Consider the following 26,058-nt stretch of genomic DNA (forward strand, 5'->3'; position numbering starts at 1 on the left):
TCGGCCCACCAGAAACGGTCAATAGAGCGATCAGAAGAAAATAAAGCGGTCAAACGATCGCTACATGCTGCGGGTCGACCCCCGCACCTTCAACTCCGGCAGCAGTTCGATCCGCCTCGCCGGTACCGGCCCACCGCCGCGCGGATCCCTCAGCCGGTGCAGGAGCAGTTCGGCGGCGGCCCGGCCGACCTCACCCTTGGGCGGCGACACTGCGGTGAGAGGGGTACTGCCGAGGGCGGCCACGACATCGTCGTACGCGACGACCGAGCAGTCCTCCGGCACCCGTACGCCGTGCGCGGCCAGGTCCTGGACCAGCATCAGGGCGTCCACGTCGCCGTGCAGCACACAGGCCGTGGCGTCCAGTTCGCGCAGGACGCCGGGCAGGTCGACGGCAGGACGGTCCGCGCCGGCCGAGCGGTCGGGGCCCGCGTCGGGGGAACTGAGGGTGAGGGTCCAGGCATCGAGTTTCGGGTGGGCCCCGGCGATCTCGTTGAGGGCGGTACGCAGCGCCCGTGCGGTGGGGCTGTCGTCGCGGGTGGCGAAGACGATCCTGCGGTGGCCGAGGGCGATCAGGTGTTCCACGGCGAGGTGGGCGCCGTACCAGTGGTCGGAGCAGACCGAGTCCAGGGCGTGCAGCGCGCTGCCGGGGCGTGGCCTGCGCTCCATCAGGACGGTCGGTACGCCCAGGCCGCACAGCCACTTCGCGTCGGCCTCCTCGTCGGCGAGGGTGCGCCAGCGCGGGGCGATCAGCACACCCCGGGCACCGTCCGCCAACGCCCGCTCCACCAGGGGGTGTTCGGCGCCGGCGACCTGTGGGGCGATGTGCAGGGCGATGCGTACGCCGGCCTCCTCCAGGACGGGGCGGGCGCCGTGCAGGGTCTCGTAGAGGTAGGAGTGGCGGGCGGGGACGACCAGGACGACGGTGTCGCCGTCCCCTGGTGCGGTGATGCGCTCGGGCGGGGCGTCCGGTACGGGGAGGGTGGAGCGGGCGATGCCGTGGCCGCGCCGGAGCCTGCCCTCGCGGGCGAGTTCCTCCACGTCCCGGCGGACGGTGACCACCGAGACCTCCAGCTCGGCGGCGAGATCGGTCACCCGGGCGGCACCACGTGCCTGCACGGCGGCCAGGATCCGCTGCCGCCTCAGTTCGACCGGCTCGCGCATACCGTTCGCTCCATGTTCGTTTGAACGCTTTGCCGCGCAGCATAGCGATCGGCGGGCCGGACGGCGGCACCGCTACCGGAACAGGGGATTCCGACCGGGTCTCATCTTTTCCGATCGGCCCTGACCTTCGGTCAAACAAAATTCACAGACTACTCGCGGTAACTACTTGCTTTGATCGCACGCGAGGCGAGAATTTCCCCCCTCAACGCGCTGCACCTCGGGGGGAATTGGCATATGCAAGGAACAATTGACGGATTCAGTTACGGGTTTGTCACCCCAGTGGCCGCGTTTGTCATGGCCTGTCTGGGAGGCGCACTCGGACTGCGCTGTGTGGTCAGATCACTGCTCAACCAGGCTTCGTGGAAACCGGGTTGGCTGGCGATGGGAGCGGCGGCCATCGGGTGCGGAATCTGGACCATGCATTTCATCGCGATGATCGGGTTCCAGGTCGAGGAGACCGCGGTCCGGTACGACGTCGGACTGACGGTCACCAGTCTCGCCGTGGCGATAGTCGTCGTCGGAATCGGGGTGTTCGTCGTCGGCTATCGCGGCGCCACACCCGGAACGCTCTCCGTCGCGGGCACCATCACCGGTCTCGGCGTCGCCGCGATGCACTACCTCGGCATGGCGGCACTCCACCTCAACGGCGAGATCCACTACGACATCGTGACCGTGACGCTCTCGGTGGTGATCGCCGTCGTCGCCGCGACGGCCGCGCTGTGGGCGGCCGTCTCCATCCGGGGCTTTCTGACCAGCCTCGGGGCGAGCCTGGTGATGGGGGTCGCCGTCAGCGGGATGCACTACACGGGCATGGCCGCCGTCAGCGTGCATCTGCACGACTCGGGCGGCACCACCTGGGCCGGTGACTCACCGACCTCGCTGCTGCTGCCGATGCTGATCGGCCCGGCCATCTTCCTGCTGCTGGCCGCGGTCGTGGTGATGTTCGACCCGCTGCTGGTCCTGGGCGACGGCGAGTGGGACGGGAAGCGTACCCAGCAGCAGCCCGCGCAGGACACGCGCCAGATCCCGAGGCAGCCGTCCCCGGGCTGGCAGCGGACCCCGACCTCGACCCGGACGGATCTTCGCCTGTAGGGCATCGCTACGGCGCCTCCTGGTTCGGGGACCGAGGTGACCAGGCCTCTCACCCGGCCGCCTGGCACAATCGACGGCGTGTGAACGTCCGTACGACGATCGTTGGAGGAGCTCGTGCCGTCCCCCTCACAGCCGCTGCGCAAACTGGGCTTTCTCACCATCGGGCTGTTCGACGGGGACGATCCACGGGCGGGTCACGAGTCGACGCTGGAGATCATCGAGCTGGGTGAGCGGCTGGGCTTCGACAGCGCGTGGCTGCGCCACCGTCATCTCCAGTACGGGATCTCCTCCCCCGTGGCCGTCCTGGCGGCGGCCTCGCAGCGCACCCGCAGGATCGAGCTGGGCACCGCCGTGATCCCGCTGGGCTGGGAGAACCCGCTGCGCCTCGCGGAGGACCTGGCGACCGTCGACGTCCTGTCCGGGGGCCGGCTCAACCCGGGTATGAGCGTGGGCCCGCCGATGCACTACGACCAGGTCAAGGACGCCCTCTACCCCGACACGGCGGACGCCGAGGACTTCAGCTACGAGCGTGTCCAGCGGCTGCTGGACCTCGTACGCGGGAAGCCGGCCACCGACTTCAGCGGGGTCGAGGGATTCGAGGTGTTCTCCGACCGGGTGCAGCCGCATTCCCCGGGGCTGGGGCGGCGGTTGTGGTACGGCGGCGGGAGTGTGCGGTCGGCAAAGTGGGCCGGTGAGCACGGGATGAACTTCCTGACCAGCAGCGTCGTGAAGGCCGAAGGGGGCGAGGGCGGCGAGGGGGCGCCGGACTTCGCCGAGATCCAGCTCGCGGGCATCCGGGCGTTCCGTGACAGTCATCCGGACGGCGAGCGGGCCCGGGTCTCCCAGGGCCTCGTCGTCATCCCCACCGACAGTGCCTCGTCCGAGCAGCGCGCGAAGTACGAGGAGTACGCGGCGAAGCGGTTGCCGCGGACCGCGACCCCGCAGGGTCCGGCGCGGCTGATGTTCGCGCCGGACCTCGTCGGGACGTCGGCCGAGATCGCCGAACGCCTGTACGCGCACGTCGCGTTCCAGCAGGTCGACGAGGTGGCTTTCGCGCTGCCGTTCACTTTCGACCACGAGGACTACGTCCAGATCCTCACGGACATCGCGACCCGGCTCGGTCCCGCACTGGGCTGGAAGCCGGCCGCCGGCTGATCGGCGGCAGCCTTCACCAGAGCCCGGGTTCGGTGCCGGTGACCGGCTCCGACGGCCTGCCGTCCACGCCTGCTGGGACGTCGCCGGTCAGCATCACCCGGTGCATGACGCGGGGGTGGCCGAGGTGGGCGTTGTCACTGGGGGCGAGGTGGATGGTGGCCCGGTTGTCCCAGAAGGCGACGCTGCCGGGCTCCCAGCGGAACCGGACCGTGTACTCGGGCCTGGTCGCCTGTTCGAGCAGCATCTCCAGGAGCAGGCGGCTCTCCGCGCGGGAGACGTCCGTGATCTGCTCCAGGTAGTAGCCGTTGACGAACAGCACCCGCTCCCCCGTCTCCGGGTGGACCCGCACCAAGGGGTGCACCGAGGCGACCTGGTGGTCGAGCAGGTGGCGGAGGTAGGCATCGTCGCCGGGGCGTGACTGGTAGCCGACGCCGAGCCGGTGCTCGGCCCTGAGTCCGTCCACGAACTCCCGTACGGGCGTGGAGAGTCCGGCGTACGCGGCGGCCAGGTTGGACCAGGTGGTGTCGCCTCCGTACGGCGGTACGGTCTCGGCGCGCAGGATGGTCGCGGCGGGCGGGTCGATACGGGCGCCGTGGTCGCAGTGCCAGCCGCGCAGGAGTGAGTGGCGGCGGCGCTCCAGCCATTCGGCGTGCTCCATGCCGTAGCGGCCGCCCAGTTCCAGGCGGTCGGCGGTCGTCTCGATCTCGGGGAAGTCGGGTGGGGAGGCGCTGCCGCGGCGGCCCAGGACGACCGGCTCGCCGAACCTTCGCGCGAACGCGATGTGGGTGGCGTGGTCGAGCCGCTGGCCGCGGAAGAAGACCACTTTCCAGCGCAGGACGGCCGCCCTGATCTCGGCGACCGCCTTGTCGTCGAGGGGCTCGGTCAGGTCTACGCCCGAGATCTCGGCGCCGATGTGTCCGGCGACGGGCCTCACCTCCACGGCGGTCGGCTGTACTTCGCCGTTCGTGGTCGGGTCCGTCCTCATACACGCTCCGATCGTGGGTCATGGGTCGACTGTCGGCTCCCTGATGAGCGTGCCAGCGTAAGCGCCGCACTGGAAACCCCGGTACCTCGTCTGCGGGTCCGTCGTGGCTGGTCGCGCCCACGCGGCGGAGCCGCAGATTTGATACAGTCCCGCGCCCCTAATGGGGCGCCCCAGCCGGGCGGGGTTCACAAGCACCGGTCGTACGACTGGGGTTTCCGGTTGCCCACTGTTGCAGCGCGCCGAGCGGGCCGTCCTCGCCGTGGACGGCGCCGCCCGGGTGCACGTCAACCGGTGGGGCGACGGCGGCGCCCACCTGCTGACCCGGCTGCGCGGGACGGCGTACGTGCCGTAGGGCGGGTTACGCGCCCACCCCCGCCATCCGCCACCCTTCCGTCCGGTCGTGCTGGGAGACCGCCTCGGCCGTGGCCAGGACCAGCGGGGTCAGCCGGGACGGCTGGAGCATGCCCAGTGGGGCCACGATGCCGACCGCCGCCACCACCGTGCCGCGTGCGTTGCGCACCGGTGCCGCGATCGCCCCACGGCCCTCGCGCAGGGTGCCGCAGACCACGGCGTACCCCTCGCGTCGGGTCTTGTTGAGGCAGTTCCGCAGAGTGGTGCCGTTGGTGATCGTGGCGGCGGTGTACGCGCGCAGCGGGCCGGCGCAGATCTCGTCCTGCAGAGCGGTGCCCGCGTTCGCCAGCAGGACCAGGCCCGCCGCGGTGACGTGCAACGGGAGCCGGAGGCCGGGGTCGCCCCAATGTGCCGTGAGGGCGGGGTCGTTGGAGAGGAAGGACAGGCAGACGGTCTCCGTTCCGTCACGCAGGGCGAGGACCGCCGCGCCGCCGCACTGTGCGTGGAGGTCCACGAGGTGCGGTTGTGCGACCTCGGCGAGGTTCGAGTAGCGGGGGGCGAGCGTCGCCGTCTCCCACAGCCGCAGGCCGATGCTGTATCCGCCTTCCTGCCCGCGTTCGAGTGCGCCCCAGCCGTGGAGCTTGTTCACGATGCGATGGACCGTGGCGACCGGAAGACCGGAGCGCCTGCTGATGTCGCTCAGCGTCAGGATGCGGTTGTCACGGTCGAAGACGCCGAGGATGCTGAGCGTCCGGTCGACAACCGAGCGCTCGGGGGCGCCGGGGTGGGTGGTCATCCCGTCTACTTCCCTTCACCTGCACATCATGTGGGGACTGTTGCCTGTGCATGAGCCGGACGTGATCCGGCAACGGGCGGCCACGCCTATCATTGATAGTTAAAGAAGCCTGAAGAAAGGTCGATTCCGGAACGCTCATGGTCGATTTCGCTTCGTTACCGATTCCGGTAGTCCCCTACACCCCCGCCTGCAGACCCGGTGTCGGCATGGCCATGACCACGCTCGGCGACGTGCGCAAGAAGGTCTGCGCGGACTTCACCACCGCGCCCCACCGACTCGACTACCACCAGATCATGCTGGTCGAAGAAGGCGGCGGAGTCTTCACGATCGACTCCACGCCCTACCCGTCCCGGGCGGGCTCCCTGCTGTGGATCCGACCCAACCAGGTGATCCAGTTCGCGATGCCGTCGGACATGGAAGCCCGCCTCGTCATGTTCACCGAGACGTTCCCCTTGCGGCTGCGAGCGCACATGGGGATGCTCGACGACGTCCTGCGCCCCTCCCACTGGCAGCTCTCCGACGCCGAACTGGACACGTTCCGGCGGGTACTGGACCTGCTGCAGGAGGAGTTCGAGCGGCCCGACGAGGGCATGGGCGAGGACCTCCTCAAGCATCTGCTGGCGGTCGCCCTGCTCCACATCGACCAGATGTGCCGCAGCCACCACAGCGACGCGGTGCACAACGGCAGCCCGGCCGGCGAGAACGGCGAACTCTTCCTGCGGTTCCGCCGCGAGCTGGAGGACTCCTACCGCAAGACCCGGCTGGTCGAGGACTACGCCGCCGCGCTCAACTGCACGCCCCGCACCCTGTCCCGGGCCTGCCGCAGTGTCGCCGGCACCACCACCAAGGACCTGATCGACGCCCGCGTCGCCCTGGAGGCGAAGCGCCTGCTGGTCCACACGGACCTGTCCGTCGGCAGCATCGCCCGCCAGCTCGGATTCACCGAAGTCACGAACTTCGGCAAGTTCTTCATACGACGCGTGAATATGACTCCGGGCGCCTTCCGGCGCGGTGCCGGACCGCGGAATGAGGGCTGACACGCAAGTTACCGGCCGGGACTTCACTCGCCGGTAACCGATTCGACCTCGCGTTCTACGCCCGTAAACCACGATTTCTTTCCACTCTCCGGAAGAGCGGTTGTCCGGGATTCGACAAGCTGGCAAGACTGTGACCTGCGTGCTTCGGGCGGCCACTCCCGAACGCAGCTCCTTTCATGTGGAAGCACATGTCTGGACCAGACAGACCGGATTCCTTCTGCACCTGTCTACTGACGGGTTGTTCTCTGCCGCACTCCGCGTGAAGTCAGTCACAAAAGCGCTGCCGTCCATATCGACCATTTCCGAGAACACGCCCGACGGAAGGACGACACACCATGGCCGTAGTGACCGCTCGTGAGGCCCAGGACTGGCTGATCGAGAAGATCGCCCACCGAATGGGCGTGGCGACGGGCGAGGTCTCGCCCGAGGTGTACTTCGACGAACTCGACCTCGACTCGACCGAGGCGCTCATCCTGGCCGGCGAGATGGAGAACTGGCTCGGCTTCGAACTGAGCACGACGACCCTCTGGTACCACCCGACCGTGAAGGACCTGGCGGCCTACATAGCCGAGGAATGCGGCCGTCGTGCGGCCACCGCGTAAGGGTCCGCCGCCGGTCGCCCGCACCTTCCGGACCGCCGTGTCCGGCGCTCCCACGGTGTACGTCGTCCATCCGGGCGCCCTCGCCGTCGAGGTGTACGAGGGGCTCGCGGGCGCGCTCCCGGACGGCACCGGGCTCACCGTGCTCGACCTGGGCGCGGTCCCCGAGTACGCGGACGCGGCGCTCACCGGGGGCCGGGCCGCGACCACCGTGGAGGACCTGGCGTCCCTGCTGCTGGCCGCACTGGAGCGGTCACGGCAGGAGAACGGCCGTACGGCAGAGGGGAGTTGGAGTCTGGCGGGCTGGTCCTTCGGCGGTGTGCTCGCACTGGCGATGACCCGGCTGATGACCGCCGCACGGCTGCCCGCGCGCCTGGTGCTGCTGGACAGCATCGCCCCGGTCGAGGAGTACAAGCAGCCCGACGACGCGCTGCTGCCGGAGCTGCTGCTCAGCTGGTTCGCCATGTATCTGGGCGCCAAGCGGGGCAGGCCGGTCGCGCCCGGCCTGGACCGGCTGGCCGGGTGCGGCACGGACGACGGGCTGACCGCCGTCCTCGACGCCGCGACCGCCTCCGGGGCGCTGCTGCCCGACACCCCGCTGCCGGGTCTGCGCAAGCTCTACGACACGTACGTCGACGGCCTGTTGCGCAACAACCGGCTGACGGCACCGCACCACCCCGGATCCGCCCCGCTGCCCCTGACGCTGGTGCAGGCCGAGCGCAGCCTGGTCCCGGCCGACCCCACACTCGGCTGGCGCCCGCTCGCGCCGCACGGCCTCACCACGTACCGCTGTCCCGGCGACCACTACACGATGCTCGCCCGCACGGACTCCCTCGGCGTGATCGCACCGCTGCTCCGGGCGTCCTGACCGGGCCCGTCCCTCCCGCTTCCCCCTCTTCTCTCGTGCGTCATGCGCCGTTCCTCCGAACCGCTGCGGGGCGAACCTCCCCCGCCGTCCGACCAAGAGAGCCTCCCGTGAACGCTTCGCATCCTTCCGAACTCGACCGCCGGCTGGCCCGGGACCCCATCGCGATCGTCGGGCTGTCCGCGCTGTACCCCAAGTCGCGTGATCTGCGCGCCTTCTGGGACAACGTGGTCTCCGCCGCCGACTGCATCGAGGACGTGCCCGAGAGCCACTGGAGCCTGGCCGAGCACTACGACTCCGACCCCTCCGCGCCGGACAAGACGTACTCGAGCCGGGGCGGCTTCATCCCCTCCGTCCCGTTCAACCCGCTGGAGTTCGGCCTGCCGCCCAACACCCTCGAAGTCACCGACGTCCTGCAGCTGTTGAGCCTGGTCGTGGCCCGCGATCTGCTCCGGGACGCGGGCTCCGGCGAGCGGTGGTACGACGCCTCGCGGACCGGGGTGGTGCTCGGGGTGACCGGCGCCAACCAGCTCACCCAGCCGCTGTCGGCCCGGCTCCAGACGCCCGTCCTCAAGGAGGTCGTGCGCAGTTGCGGGCTCTCGGACCGGGACGCCGACGAGATCGCGGAGAAGTTCAAGCTGGCGTTCGCGCCCTGGGAGGAGAACTCCTTCCCCGGGATGCTGGGCAACGTCGTGGCCGGGCGGATCGCCAACCGCCTCGACCTGGGCGGCACCAACATGACGATCGACGCGGCCTGCGCCAGTTCGCTGGGCGCGGTGAAGGCCGCGGTCAGTGAACTGCTGGAGCGGCGCTCGGACATGATGCTGGTGGGCGGCTGCGACGCCGAGAACACCATCTTCATGTACCTGTGCTTCAGCAAGACTCCCGCGTTCTCCAAGGCCGGCCGCATCCGCCCGTTCGACGAGAGCGCGGACGGCACCCTCATCGGCGAGGGCATCGGGATGCTGGCGCTGCGCCGGCTCTCGGACGCGGAGCGGGACGGCAACCGGATCTACGCGGTGATCCGGGGCATCGGTTCGTCGAGCGACGGCCGCTTCAAGTCCATCTACGCCCCGCGCAAGGAGGGCCAGATGGCCGCCCTGCGCCGCGCGTACGAGGACGCGGACTGCTCCCCGGCCTCGGTCGAGCTGTTCGAGGCGCACGGCACGGGTACGGCGGTCGGCGAGGCGACCGAGCTGTCGGCGCTGTCGGCGGTGGTGTCGGAGCACACGGAGGAGCGGCAGTTCGCGGCGGTCGGCAGTGTGAAGTCGCAGATCGGCCACACCAAGGCGGCGGCCGGCGCGGCCGGCATGATCAAGCTGGCGCTGGCCCTGCACCACAAACTGCTGCCGCCCACCATCAACGTGGACACCCCCAACCCGGCGCTCGACTGGCCCGAGAGCCCCTTCTACGTCGGCACCCGGACCCGCCCGTGGATCCGCGACCCGCGCAGGGCGCAACGCCGGGCGGGAGTCTCCTCGTTCGGGTTCGGCGGCACCAACTTCCATCTGGTGCTGGAGGAGCACGGCGACGGGGACGACCTGCGGGTGATGTTCCCTGTGAGCCAGGTATACGTATGGCATGAACCTGACATGAATGGTCTGGTACGGGCGCTGGAAGGGGCCGCGCAGCCAAAGCCGACCCCGCCCCCGGCGAACCATCCACGGCTCGCCCTGGTGGCCCGCACCGAAGAGGAACTCGCCGAGCTGCGCGCCCTCGCGGTGACCGAACTGCGGGGCAGGGGCGAGGCCGACTCCTGGACACATCCCAGGGGCATCTTCTTCCGCCGGTCCGCCGCTCCCACCGGGAAGGTGGCCGCGCTGTTCGCGGGTCAGGGCAGCCAGTACGTCGCCCCCGGCCGGACCGCGGTCCTGGCGCTGCCCCCGCTGCGGGCGGCCTTCGACCGGGCCAACGCGGCCTTCGGGGACCACGAACTCCCCTTGTCCCGGGTCGCGTTCCCGCCGCCCGCCTTCGACGAGGCGACGCGTACGGCCCAGGAGAGCGCGCTGCGGCGCACGGAGTACGCCCAGCCCGCCATCGGTGCGCTGGCCGCCGGTCACTTCCGCTATCTGGCCGAACTGGGCTTCGACGCCGACGGGTTCCTCGGTCACAGCTTCGGTGAGCTGGCGGCGCTGTGGGCGGCCGGCTCGATCGACGACGACACGTACTTCACCCTGGCCCGAGCGCGGGGCGCCGCGATGGCACCGCCCGCCGAGCCCGGCTTCGACCCCGGGGCGATGGCCGCGGTGACCGCCTCCGCCGGACAGGTGGAGCAACTCCTCGCCACACACCCCGAGTTGACGGTCTGCAACCGCAACGCGCCGGACCAGGTGGTGGTCGGCGGTGCGACCGACGCCGTGGACCGGCTGGTGGAGGCGGCGGGCGCGGCCGGCGTACGGGCGGTTCGGCTGCCGGTGTCGGCGGCCTTCCACACGCCGTTCGTCGCCCACGCGGTCGACGCCTTCGGCCGCTCTGTCGCCGACGCACACATCCTCGAACCGCGCCGCCCGGTCTTCGCCAACTCCCCCGGCGCCGCCTACGCTTCGGACCTCGACGCCAACCGACGCACACTGGTGGACCAGTTGGTCAAACCGGTGCAGTTCGCCGACCGGGTCGAGGAGATGTACGCGGCGGGCTTCCGTACGTTCGTCGAGTTCGGCCCCAAGGGTGTGCTGACCCAGCTGGTGCACCGCATCCTCGGCGAGCGCGAGCACTTCGCGGTCCAGCTCGACCCGGGCAACGGCGGTGACGCCGACACGGCGTTGAAGCGGGCCGTCGCCCAACTCGCCGTACTCGGACTGCCGTTGGCCACGACCGACCGCTATGTGTCCGAGCCGGACGCCGTCGAGCCGGTGAGGGGCATGACGGTGCCGCTCAACGGCATCAACCATGTGCCGCAGGCCCGCAAGGACGCGTACCGGGACGCGCTGGAGAACGGCTACCGGGTGCCGGGCGTGGACCTGGACGGCGGTGGGGCCGGGGTCGTGCATACCGGCCGGGAGGCCGTGCCGGTACCGAGTGCCGTGGTCGCGCATGCTCCCGCGCCAACGCCGCTTTCCTCACCCGTGCCCTCGCCGGGAGCCGTCTCGACCGCGGTTGCCGTACGGCCCGTCGCCCGACCGTCGGCGCCCGCCGCGCCGCCCGTTCCCACCGCCCACATCCTGGAGAGCGAGCCCGTGGAAGAACACGACCGCACAACCGCCCCGGGCACCGATCGGCTCTCCGGACTGATCGCCGACCATCTGGCCCTGCACGACGACTATCTCCAGGGCCAACTGAACAGCGCCCAGCGCCTGATGGGCATCCTGGAACGGGCCGACGAGCAGGGCAGAGTCGATGCGGTGATCCCCGGAGTAGCCACCGTGAAGGAACACGGGCTGGCCATCGGGCGCACGCATCTGCGGGCCAACGAGATCCTGCGGGACCTGGCGGCGATGGAGATCGGCACGCTGACGCCGACCGGTCCGGCGGTACCGACCGCCCCCGTGGCTCCCGCGATGGCTCCGACTGAGGTCGCGGCGCCTGTCGCTCCGTCTACGGCTCCTGTGGCGGGTGTGGTCGCGGCTCCGGTCGCCCCTGACCTGGTCTCCCTCCCCGCGCCTGCGCCTGCTGCGCCCCCGGTTGCTTCCGAGCCTCCCTCGTCCGACGTCACCGCGGACGACGTGCAGGCGGCGCTTCTCGACGTGGTGTCACAGAAGACCGGCTACCCGGCCGAGATGCTCGACCTCGGCATGGACGTGGAGGCTGACTTGGGCATCGACTCCATCAAACGCGTCGAAATCATGGGCGTCCTCCAGGAACGCTTCCCGAGCCCCACCCCCGTCGGACCCGAACAGCTCGCAGAACTCCGGACGTTGAACGAGATCGTGGGCTTCGTGCTCAGTCTCGGTGGTTCGAGCAGCCCCGCTCCTCAGGTCCAGGACGGGGTCCAGGTTGCCGAGGCGATCGGCGCGCAGGACGTGGCGGACGTGCTGCTCGGGGTCGTGTCGGACAAGACGGGGTACCCGGCGGAGACGCTGGACCTGGACATGGACGTCGAGGCCGACCTGGGCATCGACTCCATCAAACGCGTCGAAATCATGGGCGTCCTCCAAGAGCGCTTCCCGAGCCCCACCCCCGTCGGACCCGAACAACTCGCGGAACTGCGCACGTTGAACGAGATCGTCGGCTTCATGCTCAGTCTGAACGGTGGTTCCAGCGCCTCGGCCTCAACTCCCGCCGCGCCCAAGGCTCCTGCAGTCGACGGTGACGCCGTACGCGGTGCCCTTCTCGATGTCGTGGCCGCCAAGACGGGCTACCCGGCCGAGATGCTGGACCTCGGCATGGATGTCGAGGCGGACCTGGGCATCGACTCCATCAAACGCGTCGAAATCATGGGCGTCCTCCAGGAGCAGTTCCCGAGCCCGACCCCGGTCGGACCCGAACAGCTCGCGGAACTGCGGACGTTGGGCGACATCGTGGGCTTCGTCGCCGGACTGTCCGGCGCGCCGGCCGGTACGGGCGGTTCCCCGTCCCCTGTCGTGGAGTCGCCGGTTTCGCAGTCGATCCCACAGCCTGTTTCCGAGGTTGCGCCCGTCACCGCGCCGGGCGCGCTCGGCCGTGGGCAGGCGTCGCTCGCCGAGTTGCCGACGCCGGACCGGCTCGTCGACGCCTATCCGCTGGGTGCCGCCGCCGTGGTCGTCGACGACGGCAGTGCGGTCGCCGAGGCCTCGGCCGCGCGGCTCGTCTCGACGGGCTGGCGGGTACGCGTGCTGCGGCTGCCCGGTGTCGCCCAGCGGATCACGGGGGCGACAGATCTGCCCCTCACCGGCTGGGGCGCGAGTGAACTCGCCGGCCGGTTCGAGGAGTTGGGCGACGAGCGGGTGCATCTCGTGCTCGGGTTCGCGGCGGTCGACGAGCTGCCCTGGGCCGAGGGCGTACGCAGGCTGGCGCACTCCCTCCTCATCGCCAAGCACGCGGTGGGCCCGCTGACCAAGGCCGCCGCGAGCGGTCACCGGGCCTCGTTCGCCACCGTCACCCGGCTCGACGGAACCTTCGGGCTGGGCGGGGTGGACGAGGACGCGGTGCCTGCCGGCGGTGTCGGCGGTCTGGTCAAGACGCTGGCCGTGGAGGCGCCCGAGTTGTTCTGCCGGGCCGTCGATCTCACCCCCGCCCTGGGCTCGGCGGAGGCGGCGGAGCTGGTCCTGGAGGAGGTGTACGACGCGGGCGCCGGCCCGGTCCAGGTCGGCCGCGACGGGACGCGCCGGGTCGCCCTCACCCTCGACCTCATCCCCGGCGCGGGGGTACGCCCAACCGCTTCGACCCCCGCCCTCGGCCCCGACGACCTGCTCGTCGTGACCGGCGGCGGGCGCGGGATCACCGCCCGCTGCACGGTGGCCCTGGCCGCCGCGCACCGGCCCGGCCTGCTGCTGCTCGGCCGGACGGCGCTCGGCGAGGAACCCGAGTGGGCGCGCGGGCTGGCCGATGCCGCCGCGCTCAAGGCGGCAGCCGTGGACCAATTGAAGCGGGCGGGCGAGAAGCCGACGCCCAAGCGGGTCGAGCAGCTGTACCAGGCCGTGGTCGGTGAGCGCGAGGTCCGCTCGACGCTCGCGGAGATCCGGGCGGCGGGCAGCGAGGTCGAGTACGTGGCCGTGGACATCGGCGACGCCGCCGCGACCGCCGCCGCGCTGGCCCCGTACAAGGAGCGGATCACGGGTCTCGTCCACGGGGCCGGTGTGCTCGCCGACCAGCTGATCGCCGCGAAGAAGGCGGCGGAGATCGACCGGGTCTTCTCGGTCAAGCTGGGCGGGCTGCGCTCGGTGGTGGCCGCGCTGCCCGCCGAGCGCCTGCGGCACGTGGTGCTGTTCTCCTCGGTCGCCGGGTTCTTCGGCAACCGGGGGCAGTCGGACTACGCGATGGCCAACGAGGTGCTCAACGCCTGGGCCGCCGCCTTCCGGCGCAGCCACCCGGAGGCCCATGTGACCGCCCTCAACTGGGGTGCCTGGGACAGCGGCATGGTGTCGCCGCAGATCAAGGCGGTGTTCCAGGAGCGGGGCATCGCACTGATCCCGGTGGGGACCGGGACGCTGATGTTCACCGAGCAGTTCGCCCCGGAGCGGGCCGGTGACGTGGTCACGGTTCTCGGACCGACCACGCCTCTGTCGGCGCGCGAGCGCACCGCGCCCACCTCGACGGCCGTACTGGAACGGGATCTCACGGACCTGGTCACCGATCCGCTCGTCGCGGACCATGTGATCGGTGACGTGCCGGTGCTGCCGGCCGCCGCTGCCCTCGGCTGGGCGGCCGGTGCGGTGGAGCGGTTGACCGGTGGCACGGTCGCGCAGGTGCGGGACTTCGCGGTCCACAAGGGCGTGGTCTTCGACGGCGGCGGCAGCGGTGGGGGCGCTGGCGTCGGCGGGCCCTTCCAGCTCTCGGTCGATCCGACGCCCGACGGTGCCGAGGCCGACGTCACGATCCGTTCGACCAACGCCGACGGCACCGTACGGCCGCACTACGCGGCCCGGGTGATCCTGGGCGACGCCGGTGTCGAGGTGCCGGGGCGGGTGGCCGGGCTGCCCGCGCTGGGCGGTGGCAGTGACGCGCAGGTGTTCTACGCCGACGGCACGCTCTTCCACGGGGCGTCGCTGCGCGGGCTGCGGCGGGTGCTGGCGTCGGGCGCGGACCGGTTGGTCCTGGAGTGTGCGCTGGCCGAGCACCGGCCGGCGGGCGGCGCGTTCGGGACGGGCCGGTACGCGCCCGGTACCGCCGATCTGCTGCTCCAGGCCGCGTTGGTGTGGATGCGGCTGCACCGGGACACGGCGAGTCTGCCGATGGGGGTGGCGCGGGTCGATCTGTACGAGGCACTGCCGGACGGAGAGCCGTTCGTCGTGGTGGTGGAGCCGGAGCCGGCCTCTGTGAACGGGAACGGGAGCGGGAATCGTACGTCCGCTGCGCTCACAGTGACGGCATGCGCTCCCGACGGCCGGGTGTTGACTCGGTTCACAGGAGTTTCCCTTGTGTCCACCCCGCAGCTGGCCGCCAAGTTCGCGAGCCGCTGAGCCGACGACCGGACCGGTGGTCACCCCGGCGGAGGGCCTGTGCGGCCTTCCGCCGGGCCCCCGGATCTCTGGAGGGAACAGCCTCAATGAGCAGCAGCAAGTTCGCGATCGTCGGAATCTCCTGCCTCTTCCCCGGGGCGGACACTCCCGGCGCGTTCTGGGACAACCTCCGCGCGGGTGTCGACAGCCGTACGGAGGGCGGCCCGGAGGTCTTCGGCGCCACCGCCGACGGCAACGGTATGAAGGGAGCCCCGGACACGGGGGATCCCGATCACGCAATCACCTGTGTCCGGGGCGGTTTCGTCACCGGCTTCGAGTTCGACCCCACCGGTTTCCTGCTCCGCCCCGAGGATCTCGCCGGGCTCGACCGGGTCTTCCACTGGTCGCTGCACGTGGCCCGCGAGGCGCTGCGGGACAGCGGTCACGACGACCGCCCGGAGCTGATGGCCCGCACAGGTCTGGTGGTCGGCGACTACTCCTTCCCCACCCCGGCCTCGGCCCGCATCAGCCTGCCCCTCGTCCACGAAGCCGTCCTGGAGGGCCTGCGCCGATCCGGCCACCCGGCACCGGCCCCGGGCCCGCTGCTCGATCCGGCCACCGTGTCCCCGGCCGACGCCCGGGTGAGCGGCGCCCCGGCCCGACTGGCAGCAACTGCCCTGGGCCTCGGCGGCCCTCGCTACGCCCTGGACGCCGCCTGCTCCTCGGCCCTGTACGCGCTGAAGCTGGCCTGCGACCATCTCGCCGCCGGCCAGGCGGACCTGGTGTTGGCGGGCGGAGTCTGCGCACCCGACCCCACCCTCATCCACCTCTCCTTCTCCGACCTGCACGCCTATCCCCAGAACGGTGTCAGCCAGCCCTTCGACGCCCGCTCCACCGGCATCCTCACCGGCCAGGGCGCCGGCATGGTCGCCGTACGCAGGCTCGCGGACGCCATCGCGGACGGCGACCGGATCTACGCGGTGATCGACGGCATCGGCCTGTCGAACGACGGCGCCGGCCGCCACCTCCTCGTACCGAATCCGACGGGACAGCTCGGCTCGTACGAACTCGCCTACGCCCAGGCCGGTTTCGGGCCCGAGCAGGTGGACTACCTGGAGTGCCACGCCACCGGGACGCCCGTCGGGGACGGCACGGAAGCGGAATCGGTCGCCGCCTGGTTCGGGACCCGAGGCACGATCCCACCGCTCGGCTCGGTGAAGGGCAACCTCGGTCATCTGCTGACCGTGGCGGGGCTGAGCAGTCTCCTCAAGGTGATCCTGGCGATGGGGCACGGGCATCTCCCGCCGACGATCGGCATCGACCGGCCGCTCACCACCCCGGGCACGGGCGAGGTGCCCGTCGTACGGGCGGGCCGCGACTGGCCCGACAGGGGGCCGGGGCCGCGCCGGGCGGCGGTCTCCGCGTTCGGGTTCGGCGGCACGAACGCCCATGTAGTCCTCTCCCAGCGGCCGGACACCGCAGATGCCGGGGTCGCGGAACCCGTCGTACCCCCCGCCCTCGAAGTCATCGGCCTCGGCGCGCACTTCGGCACCCTCACGGACGTGACCGCCTTCGAACGCGCCCTGCACGACGGCACCGACGCCTTCCGCCCGCTGCCCGAACACCGCTGGCGCGGCCTGGAGGACACGACCGGCGGCACGCTGGAGCGGGCGGGCCTGAACCGGGCGGCGCTGCCCGAAGGCGGCTTCGTGGACCGGATCGACGTCGATCCGGCCGACCACCGCATCCCCCCGTCCGACCTGCGCAACTACAACCTCCAGCACGCCCTGATGTCGAAGGTCGCCGACGAGGCACTGCGAGACGCGGGGTACGACCGGACGGTACCGGCGGGCCGCAGGGCGCCCGAGCCGCGCCGGATCGCGGTGGTCGTGGCCATGGAGATCGAGCCAAGTGCCCATCTCCACCTGGCCCGTTACGGGCTCGGCGACTTCCTCCGCAACGCCTATGCCGACGCCGGACTGAAGTTGACGGAGACTCAACTGACCGCGCTCGCCGCGGTGTCGCGAGAAGGCGTCCACGAGCCGATCGTCGCCAACGAGGTCCTGAGCTACATCGGCAACATCATGGCCAGCCGGATCTCCTCCCTCTGGAATCTCACCGGCCCGTCGTTCACCGTCTCGTCGGACGGCGCGGGCACCGCCGAGGCACTCCAGATCGCCCAACTCCTGCTGCTGGACGAGACTGTTGAGGCAGTGCTGGTGGGCGCGGTGGATCTCGCAGCCTCACCGGAGAACCTGCTGCTGCGCGGCGAGAAGCCGGTGTCCGGGGCGGGGTTGAGCTTCGGGGACGGGCAGCGGGGCCGGCGGATCGGCGAGGGCGCGGGGGCCGTCGTGCTCAGGCGTCCTGAGGTGGATGCGGGTGCGGGGCGCTGGGCGGATGCGGATACGGGTCCAGGTCTGGACCCGGGTGTGGGTCTAGGTCCAGGCCCGGGCGCGGGTCCGAGTGCGGGCCCAGGAACGGGTCGGGGCGCGGATGCGGATTCAGGCCCAGGTGCCGGGCCGGGTCCGGGTCCTGGTGCGGCTGGGAGTCGGGGTGCCGGTCCCAGCCCACGTCCGCAGCGCGCATACGCACGGATCGAGTCCATTGCCGTACGGCATGCCGCGCCCGTCGGCGGGGTCCTGACGGAGGCCGACGCGGGTGCGCTCGCCGAGGCTGCCGGGCAGGCGCTGGCCGGCGCTGGGATCGGCCCGGCCGATGTCGGGTATGTCGAGGCCCATGCGGGTGGCACCGCCGGGCAGGACTTCGCCGAACTGGCGGCGCTGGCCCAGGTGTATCCGGCGGGCTCCGGCACGGTCGCGCTGGGCAGCGCCAAGGCGCAGCTCGGTGACACGCAGACCGCCGCCGCGATGGCGGGCCTGCTGCGTGCCGTGCTCTGCCTGCACCACGCGTATGTTCCCGGCGCGCCCGGCTGGCGCAGGCCCGCGCCGGAACTCGCCGACGACTTCGCCGCCTCGGCGTTCCATGTGCCGGACGCGTCCCGGCCCTGGCTACGCACCGCGCAGGGGGTACGGCGGTACGCGGCCGTCAGTGCCATCGGCTCGGACGGCGCGCATGCGCATGTCGTCCTGTCCGCCGACCGCACCCGGGGCGAGGTCGCCCGCAGCGACTGGCGCAGGGCCGGCGGACCGGTGCTGCTGCCGCTCGGCGCAGCCGACCTCGACGGGCTGCTCGCCGAGGTGGACCGGCATCTGGGGCTGTTGGCCGAGGGCGCCGATCCGTACCGACTGGGCCGGGCCGCCGCCGAGCGCCTCCCGGGCAGCGCGCTGCGTGTCGTCCTGGTCGGCCGGGACGCCGAACAGCTGTGTGCGCAGCTGGAGTTGGCGGTTCGTGACCTACCGGGCGCGGCCGCGAAGGGCGAGGAGTGGACGACCCCAGCGGGGAGTTGCTTCGCGCCGCGGCCGATCGGGCCGGAGGGGAAAGTGGCCCTGGTCTATCCGGGCGCGTTCAACTCGTACCCGGGTCTGGGCCGGGACTTCTTCCGCGCCTTCCCGTCCCTGCTCGACGCCTTCGAGGCCGAAGCCACCGACCCGGACCGGCTCTTCCGCGCGGCCCAGCTCTATCCGCGTACCCAAGTCACCCCTGACCGACGGGACTTGATGGCGCTGGAGGGCAGACTCGGCGAGGACATCCCGTTCATGCTCGCCACCGGGACCACCTTCGCGATCCTCTACACCGACCTGGTGCGCGAGCTGCTCGGCGTGCGGGCGCACGGTGCGTTCGGGTACAGCCTGGGCGAGAGCAGCATGCTGTTCGCCACCGGGGGCTGGCAGCGCTCTGCGCGCCGGGACGATCGGATCAGCGCCACTCCCCTGTTCCGCGACCGGCTCTCCGGGCCCCGCCGTACCGTGCGCGAGCTGTGGCGGCTGCCGGAGGACACGCCCGACGAGGCGGTGTGGGGCAGCTTCGTCCTGCTGGATTCCGCGGACCGGATCACGGCCGCGCTCTCCCGCCCCGACACGCCCTACGACAAGGTCTTCCTGACCCATGTGAACACGCCTCGCGAGGCCGTGATCGCGGGTGAACCCGCCCAATGCCGGGCCCTGGTCGAGGAGTTGGGTTGTCCGTCGGCACGCTCCCCGGTCGGCTCGGTGATGCACTGCCCGGTCGTGGACGGGGAGTTGGCCGGCCTGGCCGAACTCAACGACCATCCGACGGGCTCCCCGGACGGCCTCGATCTGCTCAGCGCGTACGACTACGACTCGGTGACCGCGGCCGAGTTGGAGCGGTCGGAGGTGGCCCGACGCATCGCCCAGACCTTGCGCGGCACGATCGACTTCCCACGTTTGGTGCGCACCGCCTACGACCGGGGCTTCCGGTACTTCGTCGAGGTAGGTCCGGGCGCCACCTGCACCCGCTGGGTGCACGACACCCTCGGCGACGCCGCACACGTGGCGATGCCGGTGGACCGGCGTGGTGTCCCGGCCGCCCGTTCCGTGGCCCAACTGGCCGCCCGCCTGACCGCGCACGGCCTGCCGGTCGACCTGGCCGCGCTGCTTGGCCCGGACCCGACGCCGAGCACCGCCCGACCGGCCCGGCTGCGGGTGCCGGTCGGCGGCGGCGCACCCATCCCGGCAGGCATCGCGGCACGGGCGGCGGCGGTCTCTCCGGTCGTCTCCGCTGCCGTCCGGCCCGAGCCCGCACACACCGGTGCGGTGTCCATGCACGCCTCAACAGACCTCACCACCCCGCCAGTTGACGTCAAGGACGCCCAACCCGCCCGTACGGCAGCCGTCTCGCTGGAGGTACCCGCCCCGATGCCCGCCGACCCGAGCCTCGACGACATCGAGGTCATCACCTTCGACGGCGAACCGATCGCCTTCCTGCCCTGGGCGGACCCAACCGCACCCGCTCCGGCGCCGGTCCACCCCTCCGTCGTACGCGAGCGACCGACACCGCCACCGACGCCCGCCCCGTCCGCCGAGTGGTCGTCGGGCAACCCCGCCGCCGATCTCGTACGGGAGATCCGGCAGCAGATGGTGGCCACGCACTCGGTCGTGATGGAGACACAGCGCGTCCTCCAGGAGAACACCCTGGCCCGCACGGAAGCACTGCTCGAAGGCGTCCTCGTACCCGCGCCCGCCACGGCACCCACCACCTCACTGCCGCCACAGGCACCCGCACTCCCCAGCGGCCCGCCCCCGCCCGCCGCCCTCGAAGCCGCACCCCAACCCACCACTCCCCCCAACGCCCCCGGAGTCATCTGGGACGAGAAGCAGCTCCTCGCCTTCGCCACCGGCCGGATCACGGACGTGTTCGGCCCCGAGTTCGCGGACATCGACGGCTACGCGAAGCGCGTAAGGCTGCCCGCGCCCCCGTACCACTTCGTCACCCGGGTCACCGACCTCCGGGCCGAGACGGGCGTCTACGAACCGTCCTTCATCCGCACCGAGTACGACGTGCCGGAGGACGCCTGGTACGCGGTGGACGGTGGGGTGCCACCGGCCGTGGCCATCGAAGCGGGGCAGTGCGACCTCCTCCTCATCAGCTATCTCGGAATCGACTTCCGCAACAAGGGCGAGCGGGTCTACCGGCTCCTCGACAGCACCCTCGTCTTCCACGGCGACCTGCCGCGAACCGGCCAGACCCTGCGCTACGACATCTCGATCAACCGTTTCGTCCGACAAGGCGACACCACCCTCTTCTTCTTCAGCTATCTCTGCTACGCCGACGGCGAGTTGATCCTCGAACTCAAGGACGCCAGTGCCGGGTTCTTCACCCAGGCCGAACTCGACACGCCGCTGGGTGTCGTCGTCACCGAGCGGGACCGGAAGCGACGCGCCGCACTGACCAGGGCCTCCTTCAAACCGCTGGCCGACACCGACAAGAACCAACTCACTCCCGCCGACCTGGAGTTGCTGGCCGCCGGGAAGCCCGGTGAGGTGTTCGGACCGCACCACGCCCAGGACGCCGGCCTCAACCCGGCGCTGCGGCTCCCAGACGCCCGGCTGCGCATGGTCGACGAGGTCCTGATCGACCGTACGGGCGGGCCGCGCGGCCTCGGTGCGATCACCGCGCGCAAGCAACTGGAGCCGGACGCCTGGTACTTCGAGTGCCACTTCCCCGACGACCCGGTGCTGGCCGGGTCGATGGTCGCGGAGGGCGCCGTCCAGACGCTCCAGGCGTATCTGCTCCATCAGGGCATGCACCTTGTCCTGCCCGACGCCCGTTTCCAGACGATCGTCGGGCTGGAGACGGAGGTGCAGGTGCGCGGCCAGATCACGCCCCAGCACCGGGAGATCCGGTACGAGATCGAGGTCATGGAGCTGACGCTGCTGCCGCGCCCCTCCGTGATCGCCGACGTCCTCGTGTACCTGGGCGACAAGGCGGTGATCCGGATGCGCAACTTCGGCATCCAGATCCGCGAGAAGGACGGTACGCCGTACCGGGCCGGCCCCGGCGGCATCCCGGAGTTCCTGGGCCGCCGCAACCGCAACGGCGAGCCCGCTCTGATCAACGAACTCCACCTCGCGCACGCCGCGAAGGGCGACCTCGGTACGGCGATGGGCCCCGAGTTCGACGTGTACAAGGAGAGCCGGGCTCCGTACATCCCCAACGGGGACTTCCAGTTCGTGGACCGCATCATGCAACTCACCGGCACACGAGGTGAGTTGAAGCCTGGCGCGGAGATGGTGACGGAGTACGACTCACCGGCGGACGCCTGGTACTACCGCGAGAACGCGCACCCCCACGTGCCCAACTGCGTCCTGATGGAGACCTCGCTCCAGGCGGCCATCCTCAACGGCTACTACCTGGGCGCCACCCTCAAGCAGCCGGAGACCGAGTACTCGATCCGCAACCTCGACGGCAGGGCGACCTACGTCAAGGACATCGACCTGCGTGGGAAGACGATCCGGCACCACTCCACGCTCCTGATGACAAGTGCCGTGTCCGGTGCGGTACTTCAGAACTTCCGGTACGAACTCTCCGCCGACGGCGAGGTCTTCTACACCGGCGAGTCACTCTTCGGCTACTTCAGCGAGGCCGCGCTCACCAACCAGGTCGGCCTGGACAACGGCACGTACGTCGCGCCCTGGATCGAGCAGGAGGAGCCGGACGCCTCCCGCGTCCGCCGTATCGAACTCCCCGACGACGCACCCGCGTTCACCGACCCGACCGGCGGGCGGCTGCACCTGCCCGGCGGCCACTTCCACCTCGTCGACCACGTGGACCTGGTCACGGACGGCGGCAGGCACGGCGCCGGATACCTCCATGGATACCGCCAAGTCCGGCCCGACGAGTGGTACTTCGACTGCCACTTCCACCGCGACCCGGTGATGCCCGGCTCGCTCGGCGTGGAGGCCATCCTCCAGGGCCTGCGCCTGTTCGTACTGGAACAGGGCCTCACCGAGGGGATCCCGAACCCCCGGTTCGGTCTCGCCGTGGACGTGCCGACGAGCTGGAAGTACCGGGGCCAGATCCTGCGCCACGACGGGGAGTTGAGGTTCGACGTGCACGTCAAGGAGGTCCGCCGGGACGGTGAGCGGCTCGTGGTGATCGCGGACGCCGACCTGTGGAAGCCGGGGCTGCGCATCTACGAACTCACCGACGTGGCCATCGAGGTCGGCCCCGACACCATCCGCGACCAGGCCGCCTGACCGGCTCAGAGGAGACGACCCCGACCATGCACACCCAGACCACTCCTCTGCGGTGGTACGGCGACAGCAGCCCCGGCACCGACCCGGCCGGCATCTACCAGTCCCTCGCCGACCTCGACCGGCCCGCCTTCGTCGTCCGCACACCGACCGGCATCGGCGCCGTCTCCGGCGGCGGTGCGACACCCGGAGACGGACTCCCCCTGCTGGCAGCCGCCGGCCCCCTGCCCCCGCGCGCCCTCGGCTCCCCCGCTTTCCTGGCCGCGCACGGCGTCCGGTTCGCCTATATGGCGGGCGCGATGGCGGGCGGTATCGCCTCGGCCGATCTGGTGATCGCCCTGGCCAGAGAGGGTTTCCTCGCCTCGTACGGGGCGGCCGGCCTACTGCCCGAGACCATCGAGAAGGCCCTCACCCGGTTCGCCGCCGAGATCCCGGGACTGCCCTACGCCGTCAATCTGATCCACAGCCCGAGCGAGGAACGTCTGGAGCGGGAAGCGGTTGAGCTGTTCCTGCGCCACGGGGTGCGCTGCGTGGAGGCATCGGCCTTCATGAACCTCAGCCCGCACGTGGTGCGTTACCGCCTGGCCGGCCTGCGCCGGGGCCCGTCCGGCGAGGTCGTCGCCGCTCACCGCCTGATCGCCAAGATCTCCCGCCCGGAGACGGCAGAACGCTTCATGCGCCCCGCGCCGGCAGCAGTGGTGAGTGCCCTCCAAGCCCAGGGCCTGATCACCGCAGACCAGGCCGACCTGGCCAAATACGTCCCGATGGCCGACGACATCACGGTCGAGGGCGACTCGGGCGGCCACACCGACCGCCGCCCCCTCACCGCCCTCCTCCCGACGATCCTCCGCCTGCGCGACGCGGTCCAGCACGATCACCGGTATCCCACCCCGATCCGGGTCGGCGCGGCCGGCGGCCTCGGCTGTCCCTCCTCGGTCGCGGCCGCGTTCACCATGGGCGCCGCCTACGTCGTCACCGGCTCGGTCAACCAGTCGTGCGTGGAGTCGGGCGCCTCGAAGCCGACGAAGGCACTGCTGGCGGACGCGGGTATCGCGGACTGCGAGATGGCGCCGGCCGCCGACATGTTCGAAATGGGCGTGGAACTCCAGGTGTTGAAGAAGGGCACGCTCTTCCCCATGCGTGCCAAGCGCCTGTACGAGCTGTACCAGACGTACGACGGCCTGGAGGCGCTGCCCGACAGCGAGCGCGCCCGGCTGGAAACACAGATCATCCGCCGCCCGCTGGACGACGTCTGGCAGGAGTGCGTCGGTTACTTCGGCCGTCGTGACCCCGAACAACTGGCCCGCGCCGCCGAGAACCCGAAGCGGCGGATGGCGCTGGTGTTCCGTTGGTACCTCGGGATGGCGTCCCGGTGGTCGACGGTGGGCGATCCGGACCGCGTGCTCGACTACCAGGTGTGGTGCGGCCCGGCGATGGGCGCGTTCAACGACTGGGTCACCGCCAGCTATCTCAAGGCCCCGGGCAATCGCCGGGTCGCGGACGTGGCCCACCACCTCATGCGCGGCGCCGCGTTCCACACCCGCCTGGCCCACCTCCGCGTCTCCGGCGTACGGATCCCCGCGTCGGCCGCCGACTACCGCCCCGTACCCCTGGAACCGCAGGCGGCGCTGGAAGGGACCCGATGAGTGCGTCGCCGACCGCCGAGGAGATCGAGCGCCTGCTGGGCGATCCGTACGACGCGGACAACCCGTACGGATTCGCGGCGGCCGTCCGTCGGGACGAACAGGACGCGTTCCCCGAGGAGTTGAGCGGCGCACTGCGCGAAGCCGGCTTCCACCTCAACTACCTGCCGAGGGAATGGGGCGGCCGGTTCGAGTCCTTCGAGCACAGCATGGTCCTGGTCCGCACCGCCGCCCGCCGGGACCTGAACATCATGCCGGCCACCATGTTCGGCATCACTGCGGCGACCTGCCTGGCACTGCACGGCTCGCCGGAGCAGCGGAAGCATGCGGCGGAGATCCTCGCGAGGGGCGGCGCGGTGGGCTTCGCCCTGTCGGAGGCGGAGCACGGCAGCGACCTGCTCGCCAACACGGCTCGCCTCGAACCGACATCTGACGGCTGGGAGTTGACGGGCGAGAAGTGGATGGTCGGCCTGGGCCGCCGCTGCGAGGCCCTGTACCTCGTGGCGCGGACGGGCGAGCGAGGACCGGGGGCGTTCTCGGCCGTGCTGCTCGACCTCTCCGAAGACGTGAAGCGCAGCCCGGCCGTTCCGGCCTCGGGGATGCGCGGAATCGACTTCGCCCACCTCCGCTTCGACCAATTTCCCGTCCCCGCCGAGGCGTTGGTGGGCCACGAGGGCCAGGCCCTGGAGTCGGTCATGAAGGCCCAGCAGGTGGTCCGGGTGATGAGCATGGCCGGCAGTCTCGGCTGCGCCGACACGGCCCTGCGCCTCGCCCTGGACTTCGCGACGGCCCGCCAGGTAGGCCGTACGAGGGTAGGCGAATCGCCGTATCCCCGACGGGAGTTGGCGGTCGCATCGGCAGCGCTCCTCGCAGCGGACGTCACGGCCCTTTCCGCCGCCCGGGGCATCCATGTGTTCCCGGAGGTGTTCAGCGTCTGGGGCTGCGCCGCCAAACACGTGGTCGCAGAGAACACCGACGACCTGATCCGCCGCTGCGCCACGATCCTGGCAACCCGCGCGGTACTCCGCACGGAGGGCCCGGGCGACGGCCTGTTCCAGAAACTCCAACGAGACGCGTCCATCGTGAGAGTCGTGGACACCAGCCCCTTGGCCAACCTCCGAGCATACGCAGCCCAACTACCAACGCTCGTCCAGGAGATCGACCTCAGGGGCGCGGGGAACTGCGCGACAAGCCACGACGCCGCAGCACCCGCCCACAAAGAGCACCACCCCATACGCAAGCTCTTCGACCTGACAGAACCCCTCCCCTCATACACCCCAGAACACCTGGACCTAACAGCCCGAGGCAACTCCCCTATAACCAAAGCCCTGTTCGACCTGGCACCCCACCTCACCACCCACTGCGACCGAACAACCGCAACCCTCATCACCCGCCTCACAACAACCCTCACCCAACTCACCGAAGACATAGAAAAAGCCGATCGCGACACAGGCCTGATAGACGCAGCCGAGCGCTTCGCATACCTCCACGCCGCCGCCTGCGCCCTCCTCCTCTGGTGGGCCAACCCCACTCACCCCCTCTTCGGCACACCCCCAGGCGACACCCGCTGGCTCACAGCCTCCCTCGCCTACCTCCTCGCGAGAGCGGACGGCACCGACCCCCGCCGAGAGGCCCCCGCCCTACTCCCCGCCCTGGACATCACCACGCAACTCCACACCCGCAACCAACTCTTCTGCGCGCACCCGAAACAACTGACACCAGCCACCGCCCGCTGACCGTTGGAG

General features: G+C 70.9%; 13 protein-coding genes. 10 read left to right on the forward strand and 3 right to left on the reverse strand.

The annotated features are described in order from the left end of the window. Positions 1-60 precede the first annotated feature (60 nt). Positions 61-1,161 (reverse strand): substrate-binding domain-containing protein, encoded by a 1,101-nt coding sequence (locus ACWCRB_RS18990; RefSeq protein WP_450997137.1) that lies wholly within the window; start codon positions 1,159-1,161, stop codon positions 61-63. Positions 1,162-1,395: 234 nt separating this feature from the next. Between ACWCRB_RS18990 and ACWCRB_RS18995 the strand changes: the two genes are divergently transcribed. After that, a complete protein-coding gene (locus tag ACWCRB_RS18995; RefSeq protein ID WP_450997138.1) occupies positions 1,396-2,253 on the forward strand; it encodes an MHYT domain-containing protein in 858 nt (285 codons plus the stop codon). A gap of 114 nt (positions 2,254-2,367) precedes the next feature. Then, positions 2,368-3,408 (forward strand): LLM class flavin-dependent oxidoreductase, encoded by a 1,041-nt coding sequence (locus ACWCRB_RS19000; RefSeq protein ID WP_450997139.1) that lies wholly within the window; start codon positions 2,368-2,370, stop codon positions 3,406-3,408. Between the two features lie 13 nt (positions 3,409-3,421). On the opposite strand, the gene ACWCRB_RS19005 is transcribed toward ACWCRB_RS19000, so the two are convergent. Further along, a complete protein-coding gene (locus ACWCRB_RS19005; RefSeq protein WP_450997140.1) occupies positions 3,422-4,393 on the reverse strand; it encodes a TauD/TfdA dioxygenase family protein in 972 nt (323 codons plus the stop codon). A 229-nt stretch (positions 4,394-4,622) separates the two neighbouring features. Between ACWCRB_RS19005 and ACWCRB_RS19010 the strand changes: the two genes are divergently transcribed. Beyond that, positions 4,623-4,745 carry a hypothetical protein gene (locus ACWCRB_RS19010; protein WP_450997141.1) on the forward strand — a complete coding sequence of 41 codons (123 nt, stop codon included), beginning with the start codon at positions 4,623-4,625 and terminating at the stop codon, positions 4,743-4,745. A 6-nt stretch (positions 4,746-4,751) separates the two neighbouring features. On the opposite strand, the gene ACWCRB_RS19015 is transcribed toward ACWCRB_RS19010, so the two are convergent. Then, positions 4,752-5,540 carry an IclR family transcriptional regulator gene (locus tag ACWCRB_RS19015; protein WP_450997142.1) on the reverse strand — a complete coding sequence of 263 codons (789 nt, stop codon included), beginning with the start codon at positions 5,538-5,540 and terminating at the stop codon, positions 4,752-4,754. 206 nt (positions 5,541-5,746) lie between these two features. On the opposite strand from ACWCRB_RS19015, the gene ACWCRB_RS19020 reads away from it, so the two are divergent. The 7 genes from ACWCRB_RS19020 to ACWCRB_RS19050 all read left to right on the forward strand — a co-directional run bounded on the left by ACWCRB_RS19020 (position 5,747) and on the right by ACWCRB_RS19050 (position 26,049). Continuing rightward, on the forward strand, positions 5,747-6,577 hold the full coding sequence (locus ACWCRB_RS19020; RefSeq protein ID WP_450997143.1) for an AraC family transcriptional regulator: 831 nt from the start codon (positions 5,747-5,749) through the stop codon (positions 6,575-6,577). Positions 6,578-6,912: 335 nt separating this feature from the next. After that, entirely contained in the window at positions 6,913-7,179 is a 267-nt protein-coding gene (locus ACWCRB_RS19025; RefSeq protein ID WP_105968940.1) for an acyl carrier protein, read from the forward strand. Continuing rightward, positions 7,163-8,044 carry a thioesterase domain-containing protein gene (locus tag ACWCRB_RS19030; RefSeq protein WP_450997144.1) on the forward strand — a complete coding sequence of 294 codons (882 nt, stop codon included), beginning with the start codon at positions 7,163-7,165 and terminating at the stop codon, positions 8,042-8,044. The genes ACWCRB_RS19025 and ACWCRB_RS19030 overlap by 17 nt, the downstream gene beginning before the upstream one ends. Positions 8,045-8,151: 107 nt before the next feature. Continuing rightward, positions 8,152-15,078 carry an SDR family NAD(P)-dependent oxidoreductase gene (locus tag ACWCRB_RS19035; protein ID WP_450997145.1) on the forward strand — a complete coding sequence of 2,309 codons (6,927 nt, stop codon included), beginning with the start codon at positions 8,152-8,154 and terminating at the stop codon, positions 15,076-15,078. A gap of 86 nt (positions 15,079-15,164) precedes the next feature. After that, positions 15,165-22,673 (forward strand): beta-ketoacyl synthase N-terminal-like domain-containing protein, encoded by a 7,509-nt coding sequence (locus ACWCRB_RS19040; protein WP_450997146.1) that lies wholly within the window; start codon positions 15,165-15,167, stop codon positions 22,671-22,673. A 26-nt stretch (positions 22,674-22,699) separates the two neighbouring features. Continuing rightward, positions 22,700-24,316, forward strand: coding sequence for a PfaD family polyunsaturated fatty acid/polyketide biosynthesis protein (locus ACWCRB_RS19045; protein ID WP_450997147.1), 1,617 nt, complete (start codon positions 22,700-22,702; stop codon positions 24,314-24,316). Next, positions 24,313-26,049 carry an acyl-CoA dehydrogenase family protein gene (locus ACWCRB_RS19050; protein WP_450997148.1) on the forward strand — a complete coding sequence of 579 codons (1,737 nt, stop codon included), beginning with the start codon at positions 24,313-24,315 and terminating at the stop codon, positions 26,047-26,049. The genes ACWCRB_RS19045 and ACWCRB_RS19050 overlap by 4 nt, the downstream gene beginning before the upstream one ends. Positions 26,050-26,058: the final 9 nt, after the last annotated feature.

This window comes from Streptomyces sp. NPDC002156 (assembly GCF_053593675.1).